Annotated in this window: 22 protein-coding genes; 7 read left to right on the top strand and 15 right to left on the bottom strand. The window is 51.0% G+C overall.

The features are described 5' to 3' along the window. Positions 1–3 precede the first annotated feature (3 nt). The 14 genes from AB1483_07765 to AB1483_07700 form a co-directional block, all read right to left on the bottom strand. A complete protein-coding gene (locus AB1483_07765; GenBank protein MEW6412356.1) occupies positions 4–1,080 on the bottom strand; it encodes a M42 family metallopeptidase in 1,077 nt (358 codons plus the stop codon). An 89-nt stretch (positions 1,081–1,169) separates the two neighbouring features. Then, a complete protein-coding gene (locus tag AB1483_07760; protein ID MEW6412355.1) occupies positions 1,170–1,910 on the bottom strand; it encodes an HAD family hydrolase in 741 nt (246 codons plus the stop codon). Positions 1,911–1,921: 11 nt separating this feature from the next. Next, positions 1,922–2,938, bottom strand: coding sequence for a D-alanine--D-alanine ligase (locus tag AB1483_07755; GenBank protein ID MEW6412354.1), 1,017 nt, complete (start codon positions 2,936–2,938; stop codon positions 1,922–1,924). Further along, positions 2,935–3,564, bottom strand: a complete 630-nt coding sequence (locus AB1483_07750) for a DedA family protein (GenBank protein MEW6412353.1) — start codon at positions 3,562–3,564, stop codon at positions 2,935–2,937. Before AB1483_07750 ends, AB1483_07755 begins: the two co-directional genes overlap by 4 nt. Beyond that, positions 3,557–4,045, bottom strand: coding sequence for a 2-C-methyl-D-erythritol 2,4-cyclodiphosphate synthase (ispF, locus tag AB1483_07745; GenBank protein MEW6412352.1), 489 nt, complete (start codon positions 4,043–4,045; stop codon positions 3,557–3,559). The genes AB1483_07750 and ispF overlap by 8 nt, the downstream gene beginning before the upstream one ends. Then, positions 4,038–4,736: a 2-C-methyl-D-erythritol 4-phosphate cytidylyltransferase gene (ispD, locus tag AB1483_07740; GenBank protein ID MEW6412351.1), complete on the bottom strand. Its 699-nt coding sequence runs from the start codon at positions 4,734–4,736 to the stop codon at positions 4,038–4,040. The genes ispF and ispD overlap by 8 nt, the downstream gene beginning before the upstream one ends. A gap of 76 nt (positions 4,737–4,812) precedes the next feature. Next, positions 4,813–5,862, bottom strand: a complete 1,050-nt coding sequence (gene queA / locus AB1483_07735) for a tRNA preQ1(34) S-adenosylmethionine ribosyltransferase-isomerase QueA (protein MEW6412350.1) — start codon at positions 5,860–5,862, stop codon at positions 4,813–4,815. A 46-nt stretch (positions 5,863–5,908) separates the two neighbouring features. Next, positions 5,909–6,130 (bottom strand): DUF2905 domain-containing protein, encoded by a 222-nt coding sequence (locus tag AB1483_07730; protein ID MEW6412349.1) that lies wholly within the window; start codon positions 6,128–6,130, stop codon positions 5,909–5,911. Between the two features lie 10 nt (positions 6,131–6,140). Next, the gene (locus AB1483_07725) at positions 6,141–6,431 is read right to left on the bottom strand and encodes a hypothetical protein (GenBank protein MEW6412348.1); all 291 of its coding nucleotides are present in this window, start codon (positions 6,429–6,431) and stop codon (positions 6,141–6,143) included. An 85-nt stretch (positions 6,432–6,516) separates the two neighbouring features. Then, complete coding sequence (gene ruvB / locus AB1483_07720) at positions 6,517–7,542, bottom strand: Holliday junction branch migration DNA helicase RuvB (protein ID MEW6412347.1); 1,026 nt, start codon at positions 7,540–7,542, stop codon at positions 6,517–6,519. A 7-nt stretch (positions 7,543–7,549) separates the two neighbouring features. Further along, positions 7,550–8,197 (bottom strand): Holliday junction branch migration protein RuvA, encoded by a 648-nt coding sequence (gene ruvA / locus AB1483_07715; protein ID MEW6412346.1) that lies wholly within the window; start codon positions 8,195–8,197, stop codon positions 7,550–7,552. Continuing rightward, positions 8,194–8,688 carry a crossover junction endodeoxyribonuclease RuvC gene (gene ruvC / locus AB1483_07710; protein MEW6412345.1) on the bottom strand — a complete coding sequence of 165 codons (495 nt, stop codon included), beginning with the start codon at positions 8,686–8,688 and terminating at the stop codon, positions 8,194–8,196. The genes ruvA and ruvC overlap by 4 nt, the downstream gene beginning before the upstream one ends. 71 nt (positions 8,689–8,759) lie before the next feature. After that, positions 8,760–9,539: a TIGR01458 family HAD-type hydrolase gene (locus AB1483_07705; GenBank protein MEW6412344.1), complete on the bottom strand. Its 780-nt coding sequence runs from the start codon at positions 9,537–9,539 to the stop codon at positions 8,760–8,762. A 5-nt stretch (positions 9,540–9,544) separates the two neighbouring features. Beyond that, positions 9,545–10,294, bottom strand: a complete 750-nt coding sequence (locus AB1483_07700; GenBank protein MEW6412343.1) for a YebC/PmpR family DNA-binding transcriptional regulator — start codon at positions 10,292–10,294, stop codon at positions 9,545–9,547. A 153-nt stretch (positions 10,295–10,447) separates the two neighbouring features. Here AB1483_07700 and AB1483_07695 point away from each other — a divergent pair, with 153 nt between their 5' ends. Beyond that, positions 10,448–10,774: an HIT family protein gene (locus AB1483_07695; GenBank protein ID MEW6412342.1), complete on the top strand. Its 327-nt coding sequence runs from the start codon at positions 10,448–10,450 to the stop codon at positions 10,772–10,774. Positions 10,775–11,017: 243 nt separating this feature from the next. On the opposite strand, the gene AB1483_07690 is transcribed toward AB1483_07695, so the two are convergent. Further along, positions 11,018–11,809, bottom strand: coding sequence for a DUF4184 family protein (locus AB1483_07690; protein MEW6412341.1), 792 nt, complete (start codon positions 11,807–11,809; stop codon positions 11,018–11,020). Positions 11,810–12,023: 214 nt separating this feature from the next. Between AB1483_07690 and rpsU the strand changes: the two genes are divergently transcribed. The 6 genes from rpsU to recN all read left to right on the top strand — a co-directional run bounded on the left by rpsU (position 12,024) and on the right by recN (position 19,222). Further along, positions 12,024–12,224: a 30S ribosomal protein S21 gene (gene rpsU / locus AB1483_07685; protein ID MEW6412340.1), complete on the top strand. Its 201-nt coding sequence runs from the start codon at positions 12,024–12,026 to the stop codon at positions 12,222–12,224. Between the two features lie 5 nt (positions 12,225–12,229). Next, positions 12,230–12,676: a GatB/YqeY domain-containing protein gene (locus AB1483_07680; GenBank protein MEW6412339.1), complete on the top strand. Its 447-nt coding sequence runs from the start codon at positions 12,230–12,232 to the stop codon at positions 12,674–12,676. Positions 12,677–12,768: 92 nt separating this feature from the next. After that, positions 12,769–13,407, top strand: a complete 639-nt coding sequence (locus AB1483_07675; GenBank protein ID MEW6412338.1) for a CvpA family protein — start codon at positions 12,769–12,771, stop codon at positions 13,405–13,407. A gap of 83 nt (positions 13,408–13,490) precedes the next feature. Further along, complete coding sequence (locus AB1483_07670) at positions 13,491–15,851, top strand: endonuclease MutS2 (GenBank protein MEW6412337.1); 2,361 nt, start codon at positions 13,491–13,493, stop codon at positions 15,849–15,851. Between the two features lies 1 nt (position 15,852). Next, complete coding sequence (gene dnaG, locus AB1483_07665) at positions 15,853–17,586, top strand: DNA primase (protein ID MEW6412336.1); 1,734 nt, start codon at positions 15,853–15,855, stop codon at positions 17,584–17,586. After that, positions 17,570–19,222: a DNA repair protein RecN gene (gene recN / locus AB1483_07660; protein MEW6412335.1), complete on the top strand. Its 1,653-nt coding sequence runs from the start codon at positions 17,570–17,572 to the stop codon at positions 19,220–19,222. The genes dnaG and recN overlap by 17 nt, the downstream gene beginning before the upstream one ends. The last annotated feature ends 1 nt before the right edge of the window (position 19,223 follow it).

The following is a 19,223-nucleotide window of genomic DNA, read 5'->3' as shown; positions in this document are numbered from 1 at the left end:
GACTTATCCCTCCGTGAACGATTTTACTGTCTTCTTATCCAGCTTCTTTATGACCTCAAAGAACAACCTCACCGTGTTGTCGTAGTCGCTGCGATTGAGGATGCCGTTGTGGCTGTGGATATAGCGCACGGGCGGCCCGATGTAAATCGACGGTACTCCCCGACGACTCAAGTGCACGCGGGCGCTGTCACCGGAACCTCTTTCCATATACGATAAATGATACGGAATCTTCTTTTCTTCCGCCGTCTTTATGACAAGGTCACGAAGCTTGAGGTTCGGAATCATACCGCCATCATAGATCAATACGGTGGCGCCGCTGCCGAGTTTCTCGGGCCGCGAGAAGCCTTCCGGCGGCACGTCCTGGGCCACGCCGACATCTACGGTAATGCAGACATCGGGATCAGCCACGTGGGCTATAGTCTGCGCGCCCCTCAAACCGACCTCTTCCTGAACCGTACCACCGGCCAGAAGAGTGTTCGGATGCTTCACCTTCTGAAACTTTCTCAGTAGATCCAGAACGATTGCGCAAGCAACCCTGTTGTCAAACGCCTTTGAAAGATACATCTTGTCGTTGCCCATAATCGTAAAATTGCTGTCAGGTACAATCGGGTCACCGGGCTGGATACCCAGCTTCTTCTTGATATCGAATTTCTCCTGAACACCGACATCGATAAACATATCTTTTATATCAAGAACCTTCTTGCGATCCTCTTCAGGGAGAATATGCGGCGGCTTAGAACCAACCACGCCTATAAACACTCCCTTGGAACTGATTACTCGCATCCTCTGTCCAAGCGTCACATGAGGCCACCAACCGCCGAGCGGAAGGAATTTGATATAGCCCTCCTTGGTGATTTCCTTCACCATAAACCCGATCTCATCCATATGGCCTATAACCATAACCCTCGGACTGTCACTGGTCCCTTTCTTAACTCCCAAAACTGACCCAAGATTGTCGTATTCAAGTTTGTCTGTCAGCTGTTTGAGCTCGCGAACCATTAATTTGCGAATTTCACTCTCGTAACCGGAGACTCCGTTAGCTTCGGTAATTTCTTTCAAAAGCAGTTCGGTTTTGTCCATAAAGGCTCCCAATCACTGAATTTACAGCAACATCTGATTTTTCGATTCAATTAGGGCGTAATATATGAAAGAACGACGCTAACGTCCACTCAAATATCAAGATAGTTACCCAGGTCGGTCAACGAAGTAATAGTGGGAATATCGGCCGGCATGTCCCCAGGATACTCCCGGCGCGGCCAGAGTTTCAAGATGGCCTTCATACCCATCTCCGTCGGACCGCGGTAATCCTCGACATATCTGTCCCCTATATACACGCACTCCGCCGGCGCACAGCCCGCCAGATTGGCTGCTTTGTAGAATATGTCAGGGTGTGGTTTTCGTAAGCCAAAACTGGAACTGAATATGGTGAAATCCAAAAACGGGGCCAGCCCGAATTTCTTGAGTTCGCCCCGATGAGTGTCTTCGGGAAAAATGGTATTGGATATCAACCCGATAGTCCCCACTCTTGCCTTGATTCGCTCGAGAATTCGCACAGCATCGTCATATGCGTAAATCCTGGCGGCAACCGGCTTATAATAAGCCTCAAAAAGATCTTCTATGAAGCCGTCACCCGGCTCTATTTCCAGCTTCTCGAGTAGCTTCGACGCCGCCTGAGGTATGGTCCACTCCACCAGACTTTTGGATGCGGACTCGCGGAAGTCTTTCTTGACCTCCTCGAACAACTGAAAGAACTCTTCATCACCGGGAGTAGCGTATCCTCGCTTGACCAGAAACTTGTTCACGCTGGCAGCGCACAGGATGCTCAGGGTTTCCCATGAATCCGACTCATATTCAATCAAGGTTGACCCCAAATCAAATATAACAGCTCTCGGCTTAAATTTACTATCCATCAGCAGAAATCCTATCGATGCATCGCCGAGTTCATGAGCTTATTGACCAGATCATCAAATCCGATTCCCACCGCATTGGCTGCCATGGGCGCCAGCGACAATTCCGTCATGCCGGGCAGAGTGTTCAACTCCAGAAAGAAGTATTGGTTGTCTTCGTCTAAAATAAAATCCACTCTGACCAGTCCCGTGGCCCCAATAACGTTGTATATTCTGAGAGCGGCCTGCTGAATCGAGGCTGCCGCGTCCTTGTCTATCTCCGCGGGCACGATGTAATCGGACATCCCCTTGGTGTACTTGGCCTCGAAATCGTACAACCCCTTCTTCGGCTTGATTTCCACGAGCGGGAGAGCCTTGCCATCGAGCACAGCCGCCGTTATCTCGCGACCCTTGATATATTTCTCGACCAGAATATCGTCAGTCTCCTTCTTACACTTTTCCAGCGCCTCGGGAAGAGCCTCAGCAGATTCGACTTTCGACAATCCAATCGTCGAGCCGCCATCGTTCGGTTTTACTATGATCGGAAACTTAAAGCGCTGGCAGATCTCCTGGCCAAGCCGCTCGTCGATTTTCTTCCCCTTGGTGCGATATAGAGCGAATTCCGGCGTCTGGATATTTTCGGCGATACTCAGTTTTTTCGCGACCGCCTTATCCATGGCGATTGCCGAAGCAGCCATATTGGAACCGGTGTATTTCTTACCGGCGAGATCCAGCAAGCACTGAATCTTTCCGTTTTCACCCGATCCACCATGCAAGGTAATAAAAACAACCTCAATATCGGTAAATCCCGGTGAGCCGAGCGCATTGGCCAATGACCAGGTCTTACTTTTCGGCACCGGTGTCCTCGCCGCCGGATCGGATTTGTGCTCGATAAAAGAACCATCGCTGGTCAAAAGAGACCTTCCGGTCGAAGGATCAATGGCATAAACTTTGTGCCCGAGGCGGCGCAGCGCCTCATACACGGCCTTTCCGGAATCCAGCGAAACCCTGCGTTCGCTTGAGTCACCTCCGGCAAGCAATAATACTCTCATCGCTTTCCTTCTCTTGACATTTTAAACCTTCGAATTATATAAAAAGCCACAACGATAATCAAGACAGGCCAGATAATCAAATTGTATGTTCTAAAATATTCTTTCACCACTTCCAGGTGCTCCACGAATTTCATCGCAGCGTACATTAGCAGCCCTGTGAACAAAGCATATGAAATAGCCGAATATACGAGCATTTTGAACGGTTGATAACGGCTGATACCGGCTACCAGGGCAAGCGCCGAACGAAATCCCACAACAAACCGGGATATAACAAGAATCAGTGGACCCCACTTTTCAAACTTTCGCTCAACATTAACAATGTCTTTCGCCGAGAAATAGCGGTAGTCCTTTTCCATGAAGAAATCCCGGCCATAACGGACACCAAAGAGATAAATCAACATCACCGAAGCCAGTCCCCCCGCCATAATGATGATTATGGCCATCTCAAGATCGAGTCGATTTACTGCCACCAAAGCGCCCGCGGCGACAATAAAACTGTCACCCGGAAAGGGCGGGAAGACATTTTCAGCAAAACAGGCCACAAAAAGAGCCAGGTACACCCAAAACGGCCCATAGCTGAATATGAAGTCGAGTAGCTGGTTTATTCTGGTGGGATCTTCAACCATTCTTTCTGACCAGACAAACAGCCGACGCGCCAATGCCTTCCCCCCGACCAATAAACCCCATCTTCTCCGTCGTCGTGGCTTTGATGTTTACTTGCGACGGTTCGATATCGAGTATGGCGGCTATCCTCAACTTCATCGACTCAACATGCGGATTGAGCTTCGGCTGCTCGGCAAACAGAACCGTATCGATATTTATGATACCGATTATTCCGGCATCCTTGATAAGACGATATACCTCGCCAAGAAGCACAGCCGAGTCAGCGCCTCTGTATTTGGGATCGGATGGTGGGAAGTGCTGACCGATATCGGGAAGACCCGCGGCTCCCAGCAAGGCGTCCATTATCGCGTGCAGCAAGACATCGGCATCGCTGTGCCCCTCCAACCCGCGTTCGTATGGAATCCTCACACCGCCAATCGTAAGAGCTCTTCCGGCAACCAACCGATGGGCATCAAAACCGTGCCCGATGCGAATATCAGTCATTGACTCGTCCTTTCAAAACCGCCTCTGCCAACACCAAATCATCGGATGTCGTCACTTTGAAGTTGGGGGCCGATGGTTCAACGGCCTTCACCTTGAATCCCCGTTTCTCCACCAGCGAAGCATCATCTGTTATACTCTCATCCCCGCCTTTTTCATGACATTCCCGGTGCGCCTGGACTATTAAATCGTATTGAAAGACCTGCGGCGTCTGCGCCATGAAAAGCGAGTCCCGCTCAAGCGTGGAGATTATGTAGGAATCACGGACCCGCTTAACTGTATCCGCCGCCTTTGTTGCCAGAATAGCGGCCCGCTCCTGCGCCGCCACCTTGACCACCCGGTTTATATCCTCCGCCAAAACCAGCGGACGGGCACCATCGTGAATCGCCACAAAGTCAGTCGAAAGCGGCAATGCCTTCAATCCGTTGTAAACTGATTCCCGCCTGCTCACTCCTCCCGGCACAATCTTGGTCACCTTGTGAAACCCATACGGGTCAATTATCTTCTCGCTCGTATACAACAGGTATTCTTCGGCTACAACGACAATAATGTTGTCGATTGAACCGGCTTTTTCAAAACTGTCCACGCACCAGGAGAGCATCGGCCGTCCGCACAGTGTCCTAAACTGTTTGGGAACTTCCCCTCCAAACCGCTCTGATTTCCCCCCGGCCACTATAAGCGCTGCTGTTTTCATGATAGGCCAATATAAGTGAGCTTTAAAGACTTAGTCAACGAAGCAAATTTGACGGGTTTCCGCCGGCCGCCACCCATTAGAGAATTAACATGGCGTCGCCATAGCTGTAAAAGCGAAAGCTATTTTCGACCGCTCTGTGGTAGGCCTCGAGTATTGTCTCCCGACCCGCGAAGGCTGAAACAAGAATGAGCAGCGAGGATTTGGGCAGATGGAAATTCGTTAGCAAATGGTCCACAAACTTGAACTGATGCCCCGGCTTGATAAACAGATCCACCTCCCCCTCAAAGGGCACGATCCTTCCATCTTTGACGGGTGCAGCTTCGAGCGTACGAACCGAAGTCGTCCCCACCACGAATATCCTTCCCCCCGACTCGCGGACGCCGTTTATCGTCGCCGTCGTCTCCTCAGAAAGAATGGCATATTCAGGATCTACAGTGTGCCGCTCAATTTCCTCCACCTGAACCGGTTTAAACGTGCCTGGCCCCACGTGCAAGGTCAACTCGGCCACATGGACGCCCTTCTCCTTTAGTCTCCGAAGAACTTCGGGAGTAAAGTGAAAACCGGCGGTGGGAGCGGCGACAGCGCCAACCCTGTCAGCCCTGGCGAAGATTGTCTGATACCGGCTGACATCTTCCGGGATATCAGTCCTCTTGATATACTGAGGTAAAGGCACGTGCCCATAGCACTCGATAATCCTCTCCTGCGATAGCATTGAGTCAAACCGAACCACCCACTTGCTGCCTCGGTTTTCCACCAGCGTCAAACTCTGTCTGTCCGTCTGACAGGCCCTCTGAAAATGGATCGTTTCTCCCTCTTTCACTCGCCTTGACGGTCTCACCATCGCCAGCCACTGTAGAGGATTCTCATCCAATTGGCGAATCAGAAACACCTCCACCTCGGCTCCCGTAGTCCGATTGCCGAGCAGTCGGGCCTTGAATACTTTCGTGTTATTAACAATGAGAGCGTCTCCCGCGCGAGGATAATCGATGAATTCCGCAAAGGATTTGATTTCCGTATTTCCAGTCCCCCGATTGAGAACCATCAGGCGCGATTCATCCCGGTTGCGGGCCGGGTGCTGGGCGATTAGCTCAGACGGAAGCTGGTAATCAAAGAGACTTATATTCATCGCAGGACAATAAGCGGTATAAGACCATACGGGTCAAGTCCCAGTGTCACTTCCAACGGCCAATCAGGTTGATTACTATTGTAATGATGACTGACAGGATTATACAGGAAACAACAGGAATGTAAACCCGGCTGCTGCCGTAGCGGAATGAGACATCACCGGGAAGTTTGCCCAGAAACGGAATTTTATCGAAAAATATCATGATGAGTCCAGCGGCGACGAAAAGAACACCGAAGAGAATAAGCAACTTTCCAGCCTGATCCAACATCGCCACTCCACTACTGTACTTTGAACAGAATTACGCGATCGATGAATATCTGCGCCAGGGCCTTCTGCTCCGGCGTCAGGTTCTTGGGAAATTTATCGCCGCTCAGATGAGTCTCCAGAGCATCAAGCGCCTTGCGGGTGTCTTCCACCGTCAGCACCTGACCGGTTTCTTCTTTCAGCTTGTCGCGAAACTGAATAGTGTCTTTAATCAGGCTGGCCATGACGCCCTTGGCGTCCGGCCTTCCCTCAAACATCTGCCCCCCAAGTGATTTAATCAAAAGCCTAAATTCATCATCTGGCATTTCGTCCTCCTTGCTGCAAAACGCTCCGGAGCCAGATAGGCGTTAAAGAACCTTTTATCGGTTCTCTTTAGATAACACTTTACGATTAAAAAAGATTCTGCTGACCGCCACCTGGAATGTCAACTCCCAGGTGCCTGGCCGCTTCACTTGAGGCCACCCGACCTCGCTTGGTTCTTTGAACGAAGCCGATCTTAAGAAGATATGGCTCAACCATATCGACGAGCGTATCGACTTCCTCGCTGAGAGTGGCGGCCAGAGCCTCAATACCGACCGGGCCGCCCTTATAGTATTCTATTATGACCTTCAATAGCTTGCGGTCAAGATTATCCAGCCCGATACTGTCAATCCCTTCAGCATCCAGCGCCTTGCCGGCTATATCGGCGTCGATGATACCATCCCCCTTGACAGCGGCATAATCCCTCACCCGTCTCAAAAGCCGGTTGGCTATCCGCGGCGTCCCCCGGGATCGTCCCGCGACAACCGCAGCCGCGTCCGGGTCTATCTGTGTCTCCAACAGACCGGCGGAACGAATAACAATTTCCTTGAGTTCTTCGACCGGATAAAAATCCAAATGGTAATACAGCCCAAAACGGTCTCGCAGTGGCGCCGACAACATCCCCGCCCGGGTCGTCGCTCCCACCAGCGTAAACCGCTTGAGAGGGACATTGATTACTTTGGCAAACGCTCCCTTATCGACCACGAAATCAACCTTGAAATCCTCCATCGCGGGATACATAAACTCCTCGATAGTAGGCGAAAGGCGATGAATCTCATCGATAAAAAGTATATCGCCTTCCTTAAGGTTGGTCAGAATACCCATCAGGTCGCCGGTCCGCTGAAGAGCCGGACCCGCAGTCGCGTAAATCTTTGTCCCCATCTCATTGGCGATTATGTGCGCCAGTGTTGTCTTTCCCAGCCCCGGAGGCCCATATAGCAAAACATGCTCAATGCACTCGGAGCGTCCGCGAGCCGCCTCAAGTGTTACTTTAAGCTTCTCCCGTAAGACATTTTGACCTATATACTCACTCAATAGTTTAGGCCTGAGGGATAACTGCAGGCTGTCTTCCTCGGGAGTAACCTGCGAGCCTGATACTATTCGTTCACGGGCCATCTAAAACCTACCCTCTTCCCTGTTGCTCGTTGCGGAAGATGAGCGAAATAAGCTCCTCGACCCTGCTTACCTTGGGAGCGGTCTTAATGACCCTGGCTACCATCTCCTCCGCCTCCTGACGCCTATACTGAAGCTGGAGCAGAACCTCAACCGCCTCGTGTTCAATCGGACCAAGCGCCTTTTTGTCTTCCTTCTTGGCCAAAGGTTCATCAGTCTTTGAAAGCGCAAACTTGCTTGTCTTGCCGTGCAACTCGGCGATAATCTTATCCGCCAGTCTTCCGCCCACACCTGGAAGACGATTCAGCGTCGATGCATCCTTGGTCTCGATAGCCGTCGCGATTTCCCTTATAGGAAGAATCAGCGATTTAAGAGCTTTCTTTATCCCCAGACCGGGCACCTGCGTAAACAATGAGAAAAACTCCCGATCGATATTACTGGTAAAACCCACCAGCTTGGGATAATGATTCGACTTCTTGTCGCCCGCTTCAATGTAGTAAATTGTCTTGAATTCGATCTCGCTGCCAACCTTACCATTCGCCTTCAGCCTCTCGGCCACGGCCGAAGGAAGCAGGATCTCATAGTAAACCCCGCCGTTTTCTACCAGGGCGAAATCATCGGTGATGCGTGCCAGTGTACCCTTGATACATCCTATCATACTGCACTCATCTGCTGGTGCCTGAGCATGCGCATGTGACACAGTGCCACCGCCAGAGCATCGGCAACATCCGGAGGCTCCGGAATGGCGCCCAGACAAAGCGTGGACGCTATCATCTGCTGAACCTGACGCTTGGAGGCTCTGCCGTTGCCGGTCAGGGCGTTTTTTACTTTCGTGGACGCGTATGGAAACACTTTAACGCCGAACTGGGCCGCCTTCAAAAACACTATCCCCCGCGCGTGCCCCATTATGATGGCAGTGCGCGGATGGTTATAATGTGAGTAAAGCTCCTCCACCGCCACCGCGTCAGGCCGGAACTGGTCGATAATAGCTTCCAACTCCTGACCGATATGGTGCAGCCGGGTCTCCATCGGATCGCTGCCATCGGTGCGAACTATCCCCGCCTCCTGGACGGTAATAGTATCACAATTGTCCTCAATGACAGCATAGCCGGTGATGTTCAGCCCGGGGTCTATTCCGAGAATACGCATGAATTCAAATATGCCGTAATCGGTAAAAATATCAACTTAAAACATGGAATCCGGGCAATTTGTGAGACCCGTCAAAGCAGATGCTTCAGAGACCTCACCGAGTCTACGATCTTATCAGGCACGACCGATGATCTGGCTACAATTTCTTCCCTGTATTTGCCGGTTCTGACCAGCACTCCCGACAGCCCGGCCAACTGGGCTCCACCGATATCCGAAACTATATCGTCACCGATCATGACAACGTCTTTCGGCGAAAGATTCATGTCTTCAACGGCCAGCCGGAAGAATTCCCGTGACGGCTTGCCAATAACGGTAGCTTCCGTTCCCGTCGCATACTCCAATCCTGTAACGAAAGCGCCTATATCGAGAGTGAGCCCCCTGGATGTCTCCCAGTAGCGTCCCTTGTGAAGAGCCAAAAGCTCCGCGCCGTTAATTATCAGACCGAAAAGACGATTCAGGAGACTGTAATTCCAACGGTCGCTGTAATGACCTATCACAATCACATCGGGGTTGATATCATCGAGAGCAAACCCGACAAACTCCTGCTTGGTACTCTCCTCGAGTATCAAAAGCAAACTGGGGTTGCCCTTTTTGCGAAGATACCTTGCGGCTATCTTGGGAGGCGTGAAGATTTCTTCTTTTTTGATTCCGAGTCCGAGTCGATCCGTCTTCTGATAAAGAGCGTCCAGTGACCTGGTAGTGGTGTTCGTTACGAATCGGCAGGGAATATTCTTCTCCCGCAAATAGGCGAGAGTCTCGGCGGCGCCATCGATTGGCTCATCACCAACGAATAAAACACCATCAAGGTCGAACAACAGCCCCTTTATGTTACTGAACTTAAACGATGCCACCGCCGTCAAGCCAGTTTTTCCAGAACGGATTCATCGATATCGAAGTTGGCATAAACTTTCTGGATATCGTCATTCTCTTCCAGCAACTCGTACATCTTCAACATCGAATTAGCCTGCGACTCATTGTCGAGCTTCACGGTGTTGGACGCCTGCATGGTTACCTCGGCCGACACCATCGGTATCCCCTTCGCTTCAAGGGCGGAGCGGACAACATCGACATCGCCGGGCTGTGTAACTATCTCGTAAGAACCGGATTCGGTTTGAATATCCTCAGCGCCCGCCTCAGTGGCAACTTCCATGAGTGTGTCTTCATCAGCAGCATCGAGCTCGACAGTAATTATGCCCTTCTTCTCGAATATCCAGGCCACACAACCGTTGGAACCGAGGTTGCCGCCGTACTTGGTGAGGATGTGCCGTATCTCGGATACCACGCGATTTTTGTTGTCCGTGAGCACTTCCATGTACACCGCTACCCCACCCGGACCGTAGCCTTCATATGTCACAGACTCATACGTTACACCGGGAAGTTCTCCCGTGCCTTTTTGGATGGCTCGTTTGATATTGTCGGCCGGCATGTTGGATGCCTTTGCGGCTGCAATGGCGGTCCGCAAACGAGGATTCCCTTCGGGGTCTCCGCCGCCCTCACGGGCCGCTATGGTTATTTCTTTAATATGACGCGTAAAAATCTTACCGCGCTCGGCGTCGGCTTTTCCCTTTTTGCGCTTGATCGTCGCCCATTTTGAGTGACCGGACATTGGACGATTCCTCCTTTATCTATGGCAAATACTACTCAACCGTGGAAATTATCGGCCATAAATCTAATCAAAACCCCCGCAATTAGCAAGAACCGTCCTCAAAATCAATTGTTACCGGTTGCCTGCACAGGCGCCCTAAGGTATAATCCCTACATGCCGTCAGTATTCACCCGCATAATAAATCGCCAGTTGCCCGCGAAAATCTTCTATGAAACCGCTGACATTATCGTCATAGCCGACCATCGTCCCAAGGCCCCGGTTCATTTGCTGATTATTCCTAAAGCGGAGATTAGAAATTTCTTCCAAGCGCCACCGGAAGTTCTGGCCCTAATGGATGATACCGTGAAGATTATAGCAGGAAAACTGGGGCTGCAAGATCATTTCAGGATAGTCATCAACAATGGTTTCGGGCAGGAAATCGACCACATCCACTACCATTTCCTTTCGGATCGAAAACCGTCGTCGCTCGAATTCAAGTGATGAAATCCAGCTTATATAAAAAAAATGCAGGCGAAGTCATGTGGGGCCTTCGCCTGCGGCTCAAGAGGATGAAGGGATTTGGTGCTTCCGGAAGCTTAACCTCCGAAAGAATCTAAATTTTTAACTTCTTACAACCGGCTCAACAAAGAATCAATTTCCCTTCAATCTAACGCTTACTACTTCCTTTAAACCCTACCTGTAATACGCAGGGTATAGGAAAAAGTTGCACATACTTGATTAAATTTATCTATTTTCCTCTAAAATCTTCAGCAGACTCGGCTTTCGCGCAAGTCCATATATCACCACGAAATAAAAGAATCCGGCCCAGGATGAAACGCCAAAGACATTCGCAGATGGTACCCCATCTTTTGATAAAATCGTCTGGTTGGCCAAAACCGCCCCTATACCAAACAGGCCAGCCACCGCCGTTCCTGCGAGCCAGAATCCCGTTTTGCCTCCCTTCGCGGTACCTCGCCAGTCGGAAACCGGCGGTGGGAGGTATTTTCCTTTACATGCGGCTACGGTTAGTACTGACATACCGACAACCGTGCTGAGATGCTGCATCACGGAGGCGTTCGATAGCCACAATCCCATCAGATGGTGGTATTCGCCCAAGAGCGGGATTGCCCGGGCAATCTCGCCGCCCGGATGTGTAAAAGAGTCCCAGAAAAAGTGACTCAGCGCGCCGGTCAAAACTGACAACGTGAGAGTCACCCAGCCGCGAGAGCCCTCTATCCTCCACTCTTGTGTCGCCAGACCCGAAAAATGACGATCCAGAGGATCTGGCAGATTCCCGATAAACGGAGCCTTAAAAAGCCGGTGAAAAGCTATCGAAAACAAGACTCCGGCCGGTACACAGAACCAAAATAGACCTGCCCAGCTGTGACTTAATCCACGATATGCAGTCGAAAAGCCCAAAAAATATATAAGGTCCGGCGACATTGCTCCCGCCATCAATCCGGTCAGCGACAGGTATCTCGGGAAGAACCTTTTGAGCGGCAATACAATCGCGGGATGGGCTACGGTGAATGGCATGTCTCTTATATCTCTTTACGAATGTTAAGGTTGCACTTTAAATCGGCGATTGATTTGCCTCCCTACATCACAAAACAGGAGAAATTGGGTTTATTCGGCAAGTATTGCTGCAAAATGGCATTGACAAATGGAGATAATTCGATATCATTCCGATGTTATGATACATGATATTAGCGCAGAAACCTTTAGCATTGGTGAAGGGGGTGTTTGTTAGTTGACAGGCGTTAAAGTACGCGACGATGAGTCATTTGAAAAAGCCCTTCGCCGATTCAATAAGTTCTGTGAAAAAACCGGAATATTGACTGATATTAAAAAACATCAGCATTTCGAAAAACCGTCCGAGGCGAAAAAGCGCAAACTGGCTGTTGCCAAGCGCAAAGCCCGGCGGATGAGAATGATGCAGGAAGATTACTGATATAAATGTCTATCGTTAGCAGGATAGAAGATGATATGAAAAAGGCCCTCAAGGCCGGTGAGAAAGAAAAACTCACGGTCCTTCGGGGCCTTAAGTCTGACCTGAAGTATCGTCAAATCGAGTTGCGTGAAGAACTGACCGATGACGATGCTGTGGCGGTGCTTAACAGCGCCCGCAAGAAACGTCGTGACTCAATCGAGATGTTCGAAAAGGGCGGCCGCGATGATCTCGTCAGACAGGAAAAGTACGGGCTGGAAATAATAGAGCAATATCTCCCCGAGCAACTCAGCGAAGAGCAGTTGATCGATATCGTCAAACAGGCAATCAAAGAAACCGGGGCCGACTCTCCCGCAAAAGTGGGCCTGGTGATGAAAGCGGTTATGCCGAAAGTAAAAGGGCAGGCTGACGGTAAGGTAATCAACAGGCTTGTTATGGACTTACTCTCCAAATAACCCGCATTTCGACGAAAAAATAAAACTTGCGCCGTATTTTTTAGCCTCTCTATATTGCTTACAAATCCATTTAATAGTGGAGAAAAATCTATATGAATTGGATAGATGGTATACTAATCGTCTTGCTGTTGGCCTCGGTAATCGTTGGATCGAAAAAAGGGTTAATCCGGGAACTCATGGCATTTATCGTCTTCTTTGCCGCCATCATCGTATCGGTAAACTACATCGACAACTTTGCTGTCTGGGTGTACGAGCGTCTCGGCGGTTCGCCCCTGATTTCGGCCTTCCTGTCGTTTGCCATCCTCCTGGCTCTGTCCTACGCTGTTTTCAAGATTCTGGGTATGCTCTTTTACAAAGTAGCACAGGTCAGACAAACAGGCCGCAAGGACCAGTTGGGCGGCGCCCTCATCGGCTTCCTAAGAGGGTGGGTGGCCGTAGGCTTTTTGTCGTTTTTGATCTTTTTGCTGCCGATGCCGGACGGGTTTTACACCTCCTATGAATCGTCATTCTTCGGACCGGCCGTCGCAAAAACCGTACCTCTCATGTTCGAAAGTACCGCTAAAATCCACCCCAATAATCCCAGCTTTATGGAAAAGATCGAAAATACCTTACTGGTCGCCCCCACAAAAACAAAGACACAGCGAGAGTTCCTCGATGAGGACAGGGTCGAGGTACACCGGGTGCTGTATCAAATGGAGAAGTTCTTCTCCACCGATATGGACGAGTCGTAATTTGACTTTTATTTGTACCGAGAATTCTTATATTAAACCGGCCTGCGGCCGGTTTTTTTAATGCCGTATCGCCGGCAAAAACCATGAACGAACACACGCTCAACATTCTGGAATTCCCCAAAGTCATATCGCTCATCAGGGGAAAATGCCTCACCCCTTTCGGGGCCTCAGAGGTATCCGGCTTCGTTCCTATGTACGATCCGACCGCCATACGACAGCGACAGTCCGAAATATCGCAAATGAAAGATATCATTAATTTCGGCACCCCCTTCCCCCTGTACCGCCTCGAAGACTGCACGGAGGAAATACGGCAATCGACCGTCGAGGGCATCTTTCTCGAACCAAAACAGATTCTTACAATCGGTAATCTGGTCAGTGTCTCTATCGAGATCGAAAGGTACGATAAGGATAACCGCGACAATTTCCCGTTGATTGCCGAGTACCTGAACAAGATCAGGGCTTTCCCGGAGCTGAAAACGGATATTCACAAAGCTATCGATGAAACCGGCGAGGTCAAAGATACCGCCTCTCGCAAACTCAAGGAGATCCGTTCCGAGCTGGTAGCCGGCAGACAGAAAATCATCAACCGGCTGGAGCAGATACTCGGCAAACAGACCAAACAGGCCGGCTGGCAGGATGATATTGTCACCATGCGCAATGAGCGTTATGTGATCGGCATCCCCACCAGTCAGTACCGGGGCGACATGGGTATACTGCACGATCGCAGTCAATCCGGCGCGACGTTCTATGTCGAACCACAGGAAACTGTCGAGCTCAACAACCGCATCAACATGCTATACCAGGAAGAGCGCCAGGAAATAATACGCATATTGAAAACCCTTACGACCGAGATTGGACGCCGCGCGGAGGCTCTTCTGGAAAATATCAGGCTGATCGGCAAGCTCGATTCTTTTCACGCCGCCGGCACCTTTTCCAATGCGATAAAAGGCAATCGACCGACTATTATCGACCGCCCTGATTTCGACCTGCGCAATGTCCGTCACCCGCTGCTGATAATGCAATTCACCGACGCCGCAAAAGTCGTCGCCAACAATATCGCGCTCGATGATTCCCGCCAGGGTATTTTGATAACCGGCCCGAACACCGGCGGCAAAACTGTAGCCCTTAAAACGATCGGGCTGAGTATCCTAATGGCTCAGGCGGGCCTTCACATTTCCGCCGACGAGCTCTCCGAAGTCGGCATTTTTGAAGACATTTTCGCTGATATCGGCGATGAGCAGTCTATCGAACTTTCTCTCTCCACTTTTTCATCGCATGTCAGAAATATCATAAGCGGGCTGAACGCCGCTTCGGATAAGGTCCTCTTGTTGTACGATGAAATTGGAGCCGGAACCGATCCAAAAGAAGGCGCGGCTCTGGCTGAATCGATAATCCTGCACGCTCTTGACCGCGGCGCGAAACTAATCGTCACCACCCATTACTCCCAGCTCAAGACACTCGCGATGGAGTACCCCCAGATCGAAAACGCCTCGCTCGAGTTTGACCGTCAGACCTTTGCCCCCACCTACAAACTGAGACTTGGCCTGCCGGGATCCTCATACGCCATCGAGATCGCCGGTAGACTGGGTATGCCGCCATCGATCTGCACCCGGGCCTCATCCCTTCTCGGAACTGGTGAAAAATCTCTCGATAGCCTGATTGACTCCCTCGAACAGGAGCTGGCCGACCTCAAAAAGAATCAGCGAGAACGCGAGGAAAGACTCAGAAACGTTGAGCAACTCGAGTCCCTGTACAAATCACAGACAGAGCATCTCAAAAAAGAAGTGGAATCGGAAAAAAAGAAAGCTCTCGAAGAAACCCGCTCTTTCCTCGAACAGACCCGAAAAGATATCGAACGCCTCGTTGCCGATATTCGCACCTCCGGCGCCTCCGATGAAACGGTAAAGAAGTTCCATCATCAACTTCGCAGAGGTGAAGACGCTGTCAGGCGAATGCTGCGCGAATCACAACCAAAAGTCACACCACACACCTCGTTCGAAAAGGGTGATCGCGTCGAGATTATTTCCCTCAATCAGAAAGGGGAAATCTCGGAGATGGTCGGCAAGGACAAGGCACGTATAAAAGTGGGCAACGTCTTCACGGTTGTCGAGCTGAGAAACCTGAAGAAAACTGACTTTCAGGCAGAATCGGATTTCCCGCGGTCCAGCGCCACCTCATACCAATCCGAAGAGGAACCGGCCGGCACGGAAATCGACCTGAGAGGAATGACAGGTGATGAAGCTATCGAGGCCCTGGAAAGATTTTTGGACCAGGCTATTGTCAGCGGTCTCCATCACGCTTACGTTATACACGGCAAAGGGACCGGCGCGCTGAGGCGCAAGCTTACCGACTACCTGAAAAGTCACCCGGATGTCGCATCCATGAGGCTGGGTAACTGGAACGAAGGCGGCGCCGGCGTAACCGTCATAAGGCTCAAAGGCTGATATGATTCCGCAGGAGACTATAGAACAAATCCGGCAGGCCAGCGACATCGTGCAGGTGATCAATGAATATATCCGTCTGAAAAAGCGCGGCCGCAACTACCAGGCCCTTTGCCCCTTCCACACCGAAAAAACCCCCTCGTTCAACGTCTCCCCCGACAAACAAATATTCCACTGCTTCGGATGCGGCAAAGGCGGTAACGTCTTTACGTTTCTGATGGAACACGAAAAGATGTCTTTCATCGAAACGGTCAAACACCTCGCGCGAAAAGCCAATATCCCCATTCGTGAAGAACGCACCGATGATTTCAAGCGCGAACTGCTCGATAGAATCAATTACGCCAATCAAACCGCTCTCGAATATTTCCAGAAAACACTCGAACGCCCCAAGTACGCGTCGGTTCGCGACGGTTATTTGAGAAATAAAAGGAATATCTCCGACGAAGCCGTTGAGTTTTTTAAACTGGGTCTGGCCGGCGACGAGTGGGATGGGCTGTTAAATCACGCGGCGCGCAAAGAAATCTCACCGGAGGATTTGGAAAAGGCCGGACTTGCGCTGAAGTCCGAAACTAAAGGCAATTACTTCGACCGCTTCCGCTACCGCCTGATGATTCCCATCTTCAATCTCAGCCAGAAACCGATAGCTTTCGGCGGACGCACACTCAAAAAGGGCGAACCGGCGAAGTACGTAAACTCACCCGAAACTGCCATGTATATCAAAGGCAATGTCCTCTATGGACTCAATTCCGCCAAAGATGCCATTCGTGACAGTAACTCGGTTTTCGTCGTCGAGGGCTACTTCGATCTCATCTCGCTTTGGCAGATCGGTGTTCGCAATGTTGTCGCCTCGTCGGGAACGGCCTTCACGGCGCAACAGGCCCGCCTGCTGGCTCGCTTTGCGGGAGAAGTTTATCTGTTTTTCGACGCTGACTCGGCCGGCCGCACCGCCGCCCTCCGCTCGGTCGACTCCCTTTACGATGCCGGACTCGAAGTCAAAATCATTGTGCCGCCCGAAGGCGAAGACCCGGATACTATCGCCAGAAAGTTCGGCAGAGACAAAATCGATGAACTTCAACACGACGCCATGCAGTTCGTACCCTATCGAATCAAAGATTTCGACCGGGAGACAGCGGGAATCATAGGCAAGGAAAAACTGGTCAAAGAGTTTGCGACCATAGGCTCCAAAATCGGTGACCCCACCCGGCGCTCGCTCTTTTTCTCCGAGGCCGCCGACTTGATGGGTGTGGACGCCGCCGTCTTCCAAAGAGACATCGTACAATCCGGCCCGGAGCAGGCCACCGTCAGGGCAAAAAAGCACAACGCTATCGAGATGGGATTTTTGTCGCTGCTGTTTTCCAACCCCGGAACCATCGACTCCATCTTCGAGAAAATATCCCCCGAAGACTTCGATTCCCGCGAACTGGCCAGGCTCTACGGCGCCATAGCCAATCAGTATCGCGAGATTGGCGTTGTGGACGCCAAAAAACTGGTCGATAACATAGCTGATGAACGCTTCATTTCACTCGTAACAGAGGTAGCCTCGACCGTGTGGGAGGAAGACAAGATCGAACCCGAGACGCGTCGATTCGTTAAGCTCATTTTGGAAGAAAAATCGAAGCGCATACGAAGCAGGCTGCAAAAGGAACTGGCCAAAGCCGAATCCGAAGGTAACCAGCAGAAAGCCGACGAAATACTGCAGGAACTCAGGACGTTTGGATTAGATGCTAAGAAAGATTAAAATCTTAGACCTCGCCCTCGTCGCCAATGCCGAACTCGAATTCGACAACGGCATGTCAGTGTTGACCGGCGAAACCGGCGCCGGGAAATCCGTAATCGTCACCGCCCTGTCTCTTGCCCTCGGCGGACGGGCCGATCGCGAGTATATCCGCCACGGCGCTGAACAGAGCGTTATCGAAGCCACCTTCGATGTCTCCCTCATGTCCCCTGAATACAAGAAGGAGTACGAGGATTTCATATCCGAAGACTCGCTGACAGTGTATCGCGAGATATCCCGCGACGGTAACTCGAAAATCAAAATAAACGGCAAAAACTCCACCCTGAACCAGCTCAAAGCGGTTACCTATCCGGTCGCCGAAATTCTCGGCCAGCACGCCAACCAGATGCTCATGGATGAGGATAACCACCTGCACTTCCTCGACAACTTCGCCGCCCTGCACGATATCCGACACACCGTCGCTGATGCCTACTTCGCCTGGAAAAAGAGCGCCTCGGAACTGGCAGATATTATCGCCAAACGCGAACAACTCACAAAAGAACGCGAACTTCTGCTCTTCCAGAAAAACGAGATCGAAAAGGGACAAATCCGGCTCGGCGAAGAAGAAGAGCTTATCAGAGAAAAAAAGATTCTCGATTCGGCTCGAAGTCTCATGACTTCGGCCTCCCTCGTACAGGAAATCATCGAAAACGAAGAAAATTCCATTTCATCGCTGATCTCGCTCGCGCAAAAAGAACTCGACAAGATGGCGGACATCGATTCCAAACTCGAGTCCAAAGTCAGAGAACTCACCGATGTGGCCTATCAAATCGAAGATCTCCGGACCTTCATCGAACAGTACGGCTCGTCTATCGAAGACAACCCTGAGCGTATCGAGGAAATCAACCTGAGGCTCGATGAAATCTACAGCCTGAAGAAGAAATATGGCGGCTCCGAGCAATCGATTCTCGACTCTCTTGGAATAATAAGAGACAAGCTGGCCGGCGGTCCCCCGGATGTAAACAGTTACATCGATCAACTGACAAAGAAGACTCAGCAGCTATTCGATACCTACTGCCGGCATGCCCTCTCTTTGACCGACACTCGAAGAAAAGCTGCTGATTATCTGCAGAAACTCGTGGTCAAGGAGCTGAAAGAACTGGCCATCGATAATGGCGGCTTCCAAGTCGAGTTCGTCTACGAGGATGACCCGCAGGGGGTGATTATCAACGGCCGGGCGGTCAAACCGGGAGCCGGCGGCCTGGAAACCGGAAGAATACTATTTTCGGCCAACCCGGGTGAACCCCTCAAGTCTCTGGTAAAGACCGCCTCTGGCGGAGAGATATCCCGCGTCCTTCTGGCCCTCAAATCCGCGGAAAAGAAAAACAACAAACTTACGCATTCACTCTTGGTCTTTGATGAAGTCGACTCGGGAATCGGCGGGCAAACCGCCATCGAAGTCGGCAAAAAACTGAAACGACTGTCTTCCGACAATCAGCTTATTGTCGTCACTCACCTGCATCAGATTGCCCGGGAAGCCGATCATCATTATGTCGCGGAAAAAGTGACCGGGATGAGCCGGCGCGCCGTCATCAAAGTACAACGACTCGACCCCGAAGGCATCGAAAAAGAACTGGCCCGCATGGTCGCCCTGCCTTAGC

This window comes from Candidatus Zixiibacteriota bacterium (genome assembly GCA_040756055.1).
Taxonomy (GTDB): Bacteria; Zixibacteria; MSB-5A5; order GN15; family FEB-12.
The sequence above is the reverse complement of the archived record's forward strand: the minus strand, read 5'-3'. Positions and strand labels throughout refer to the sequence as shown.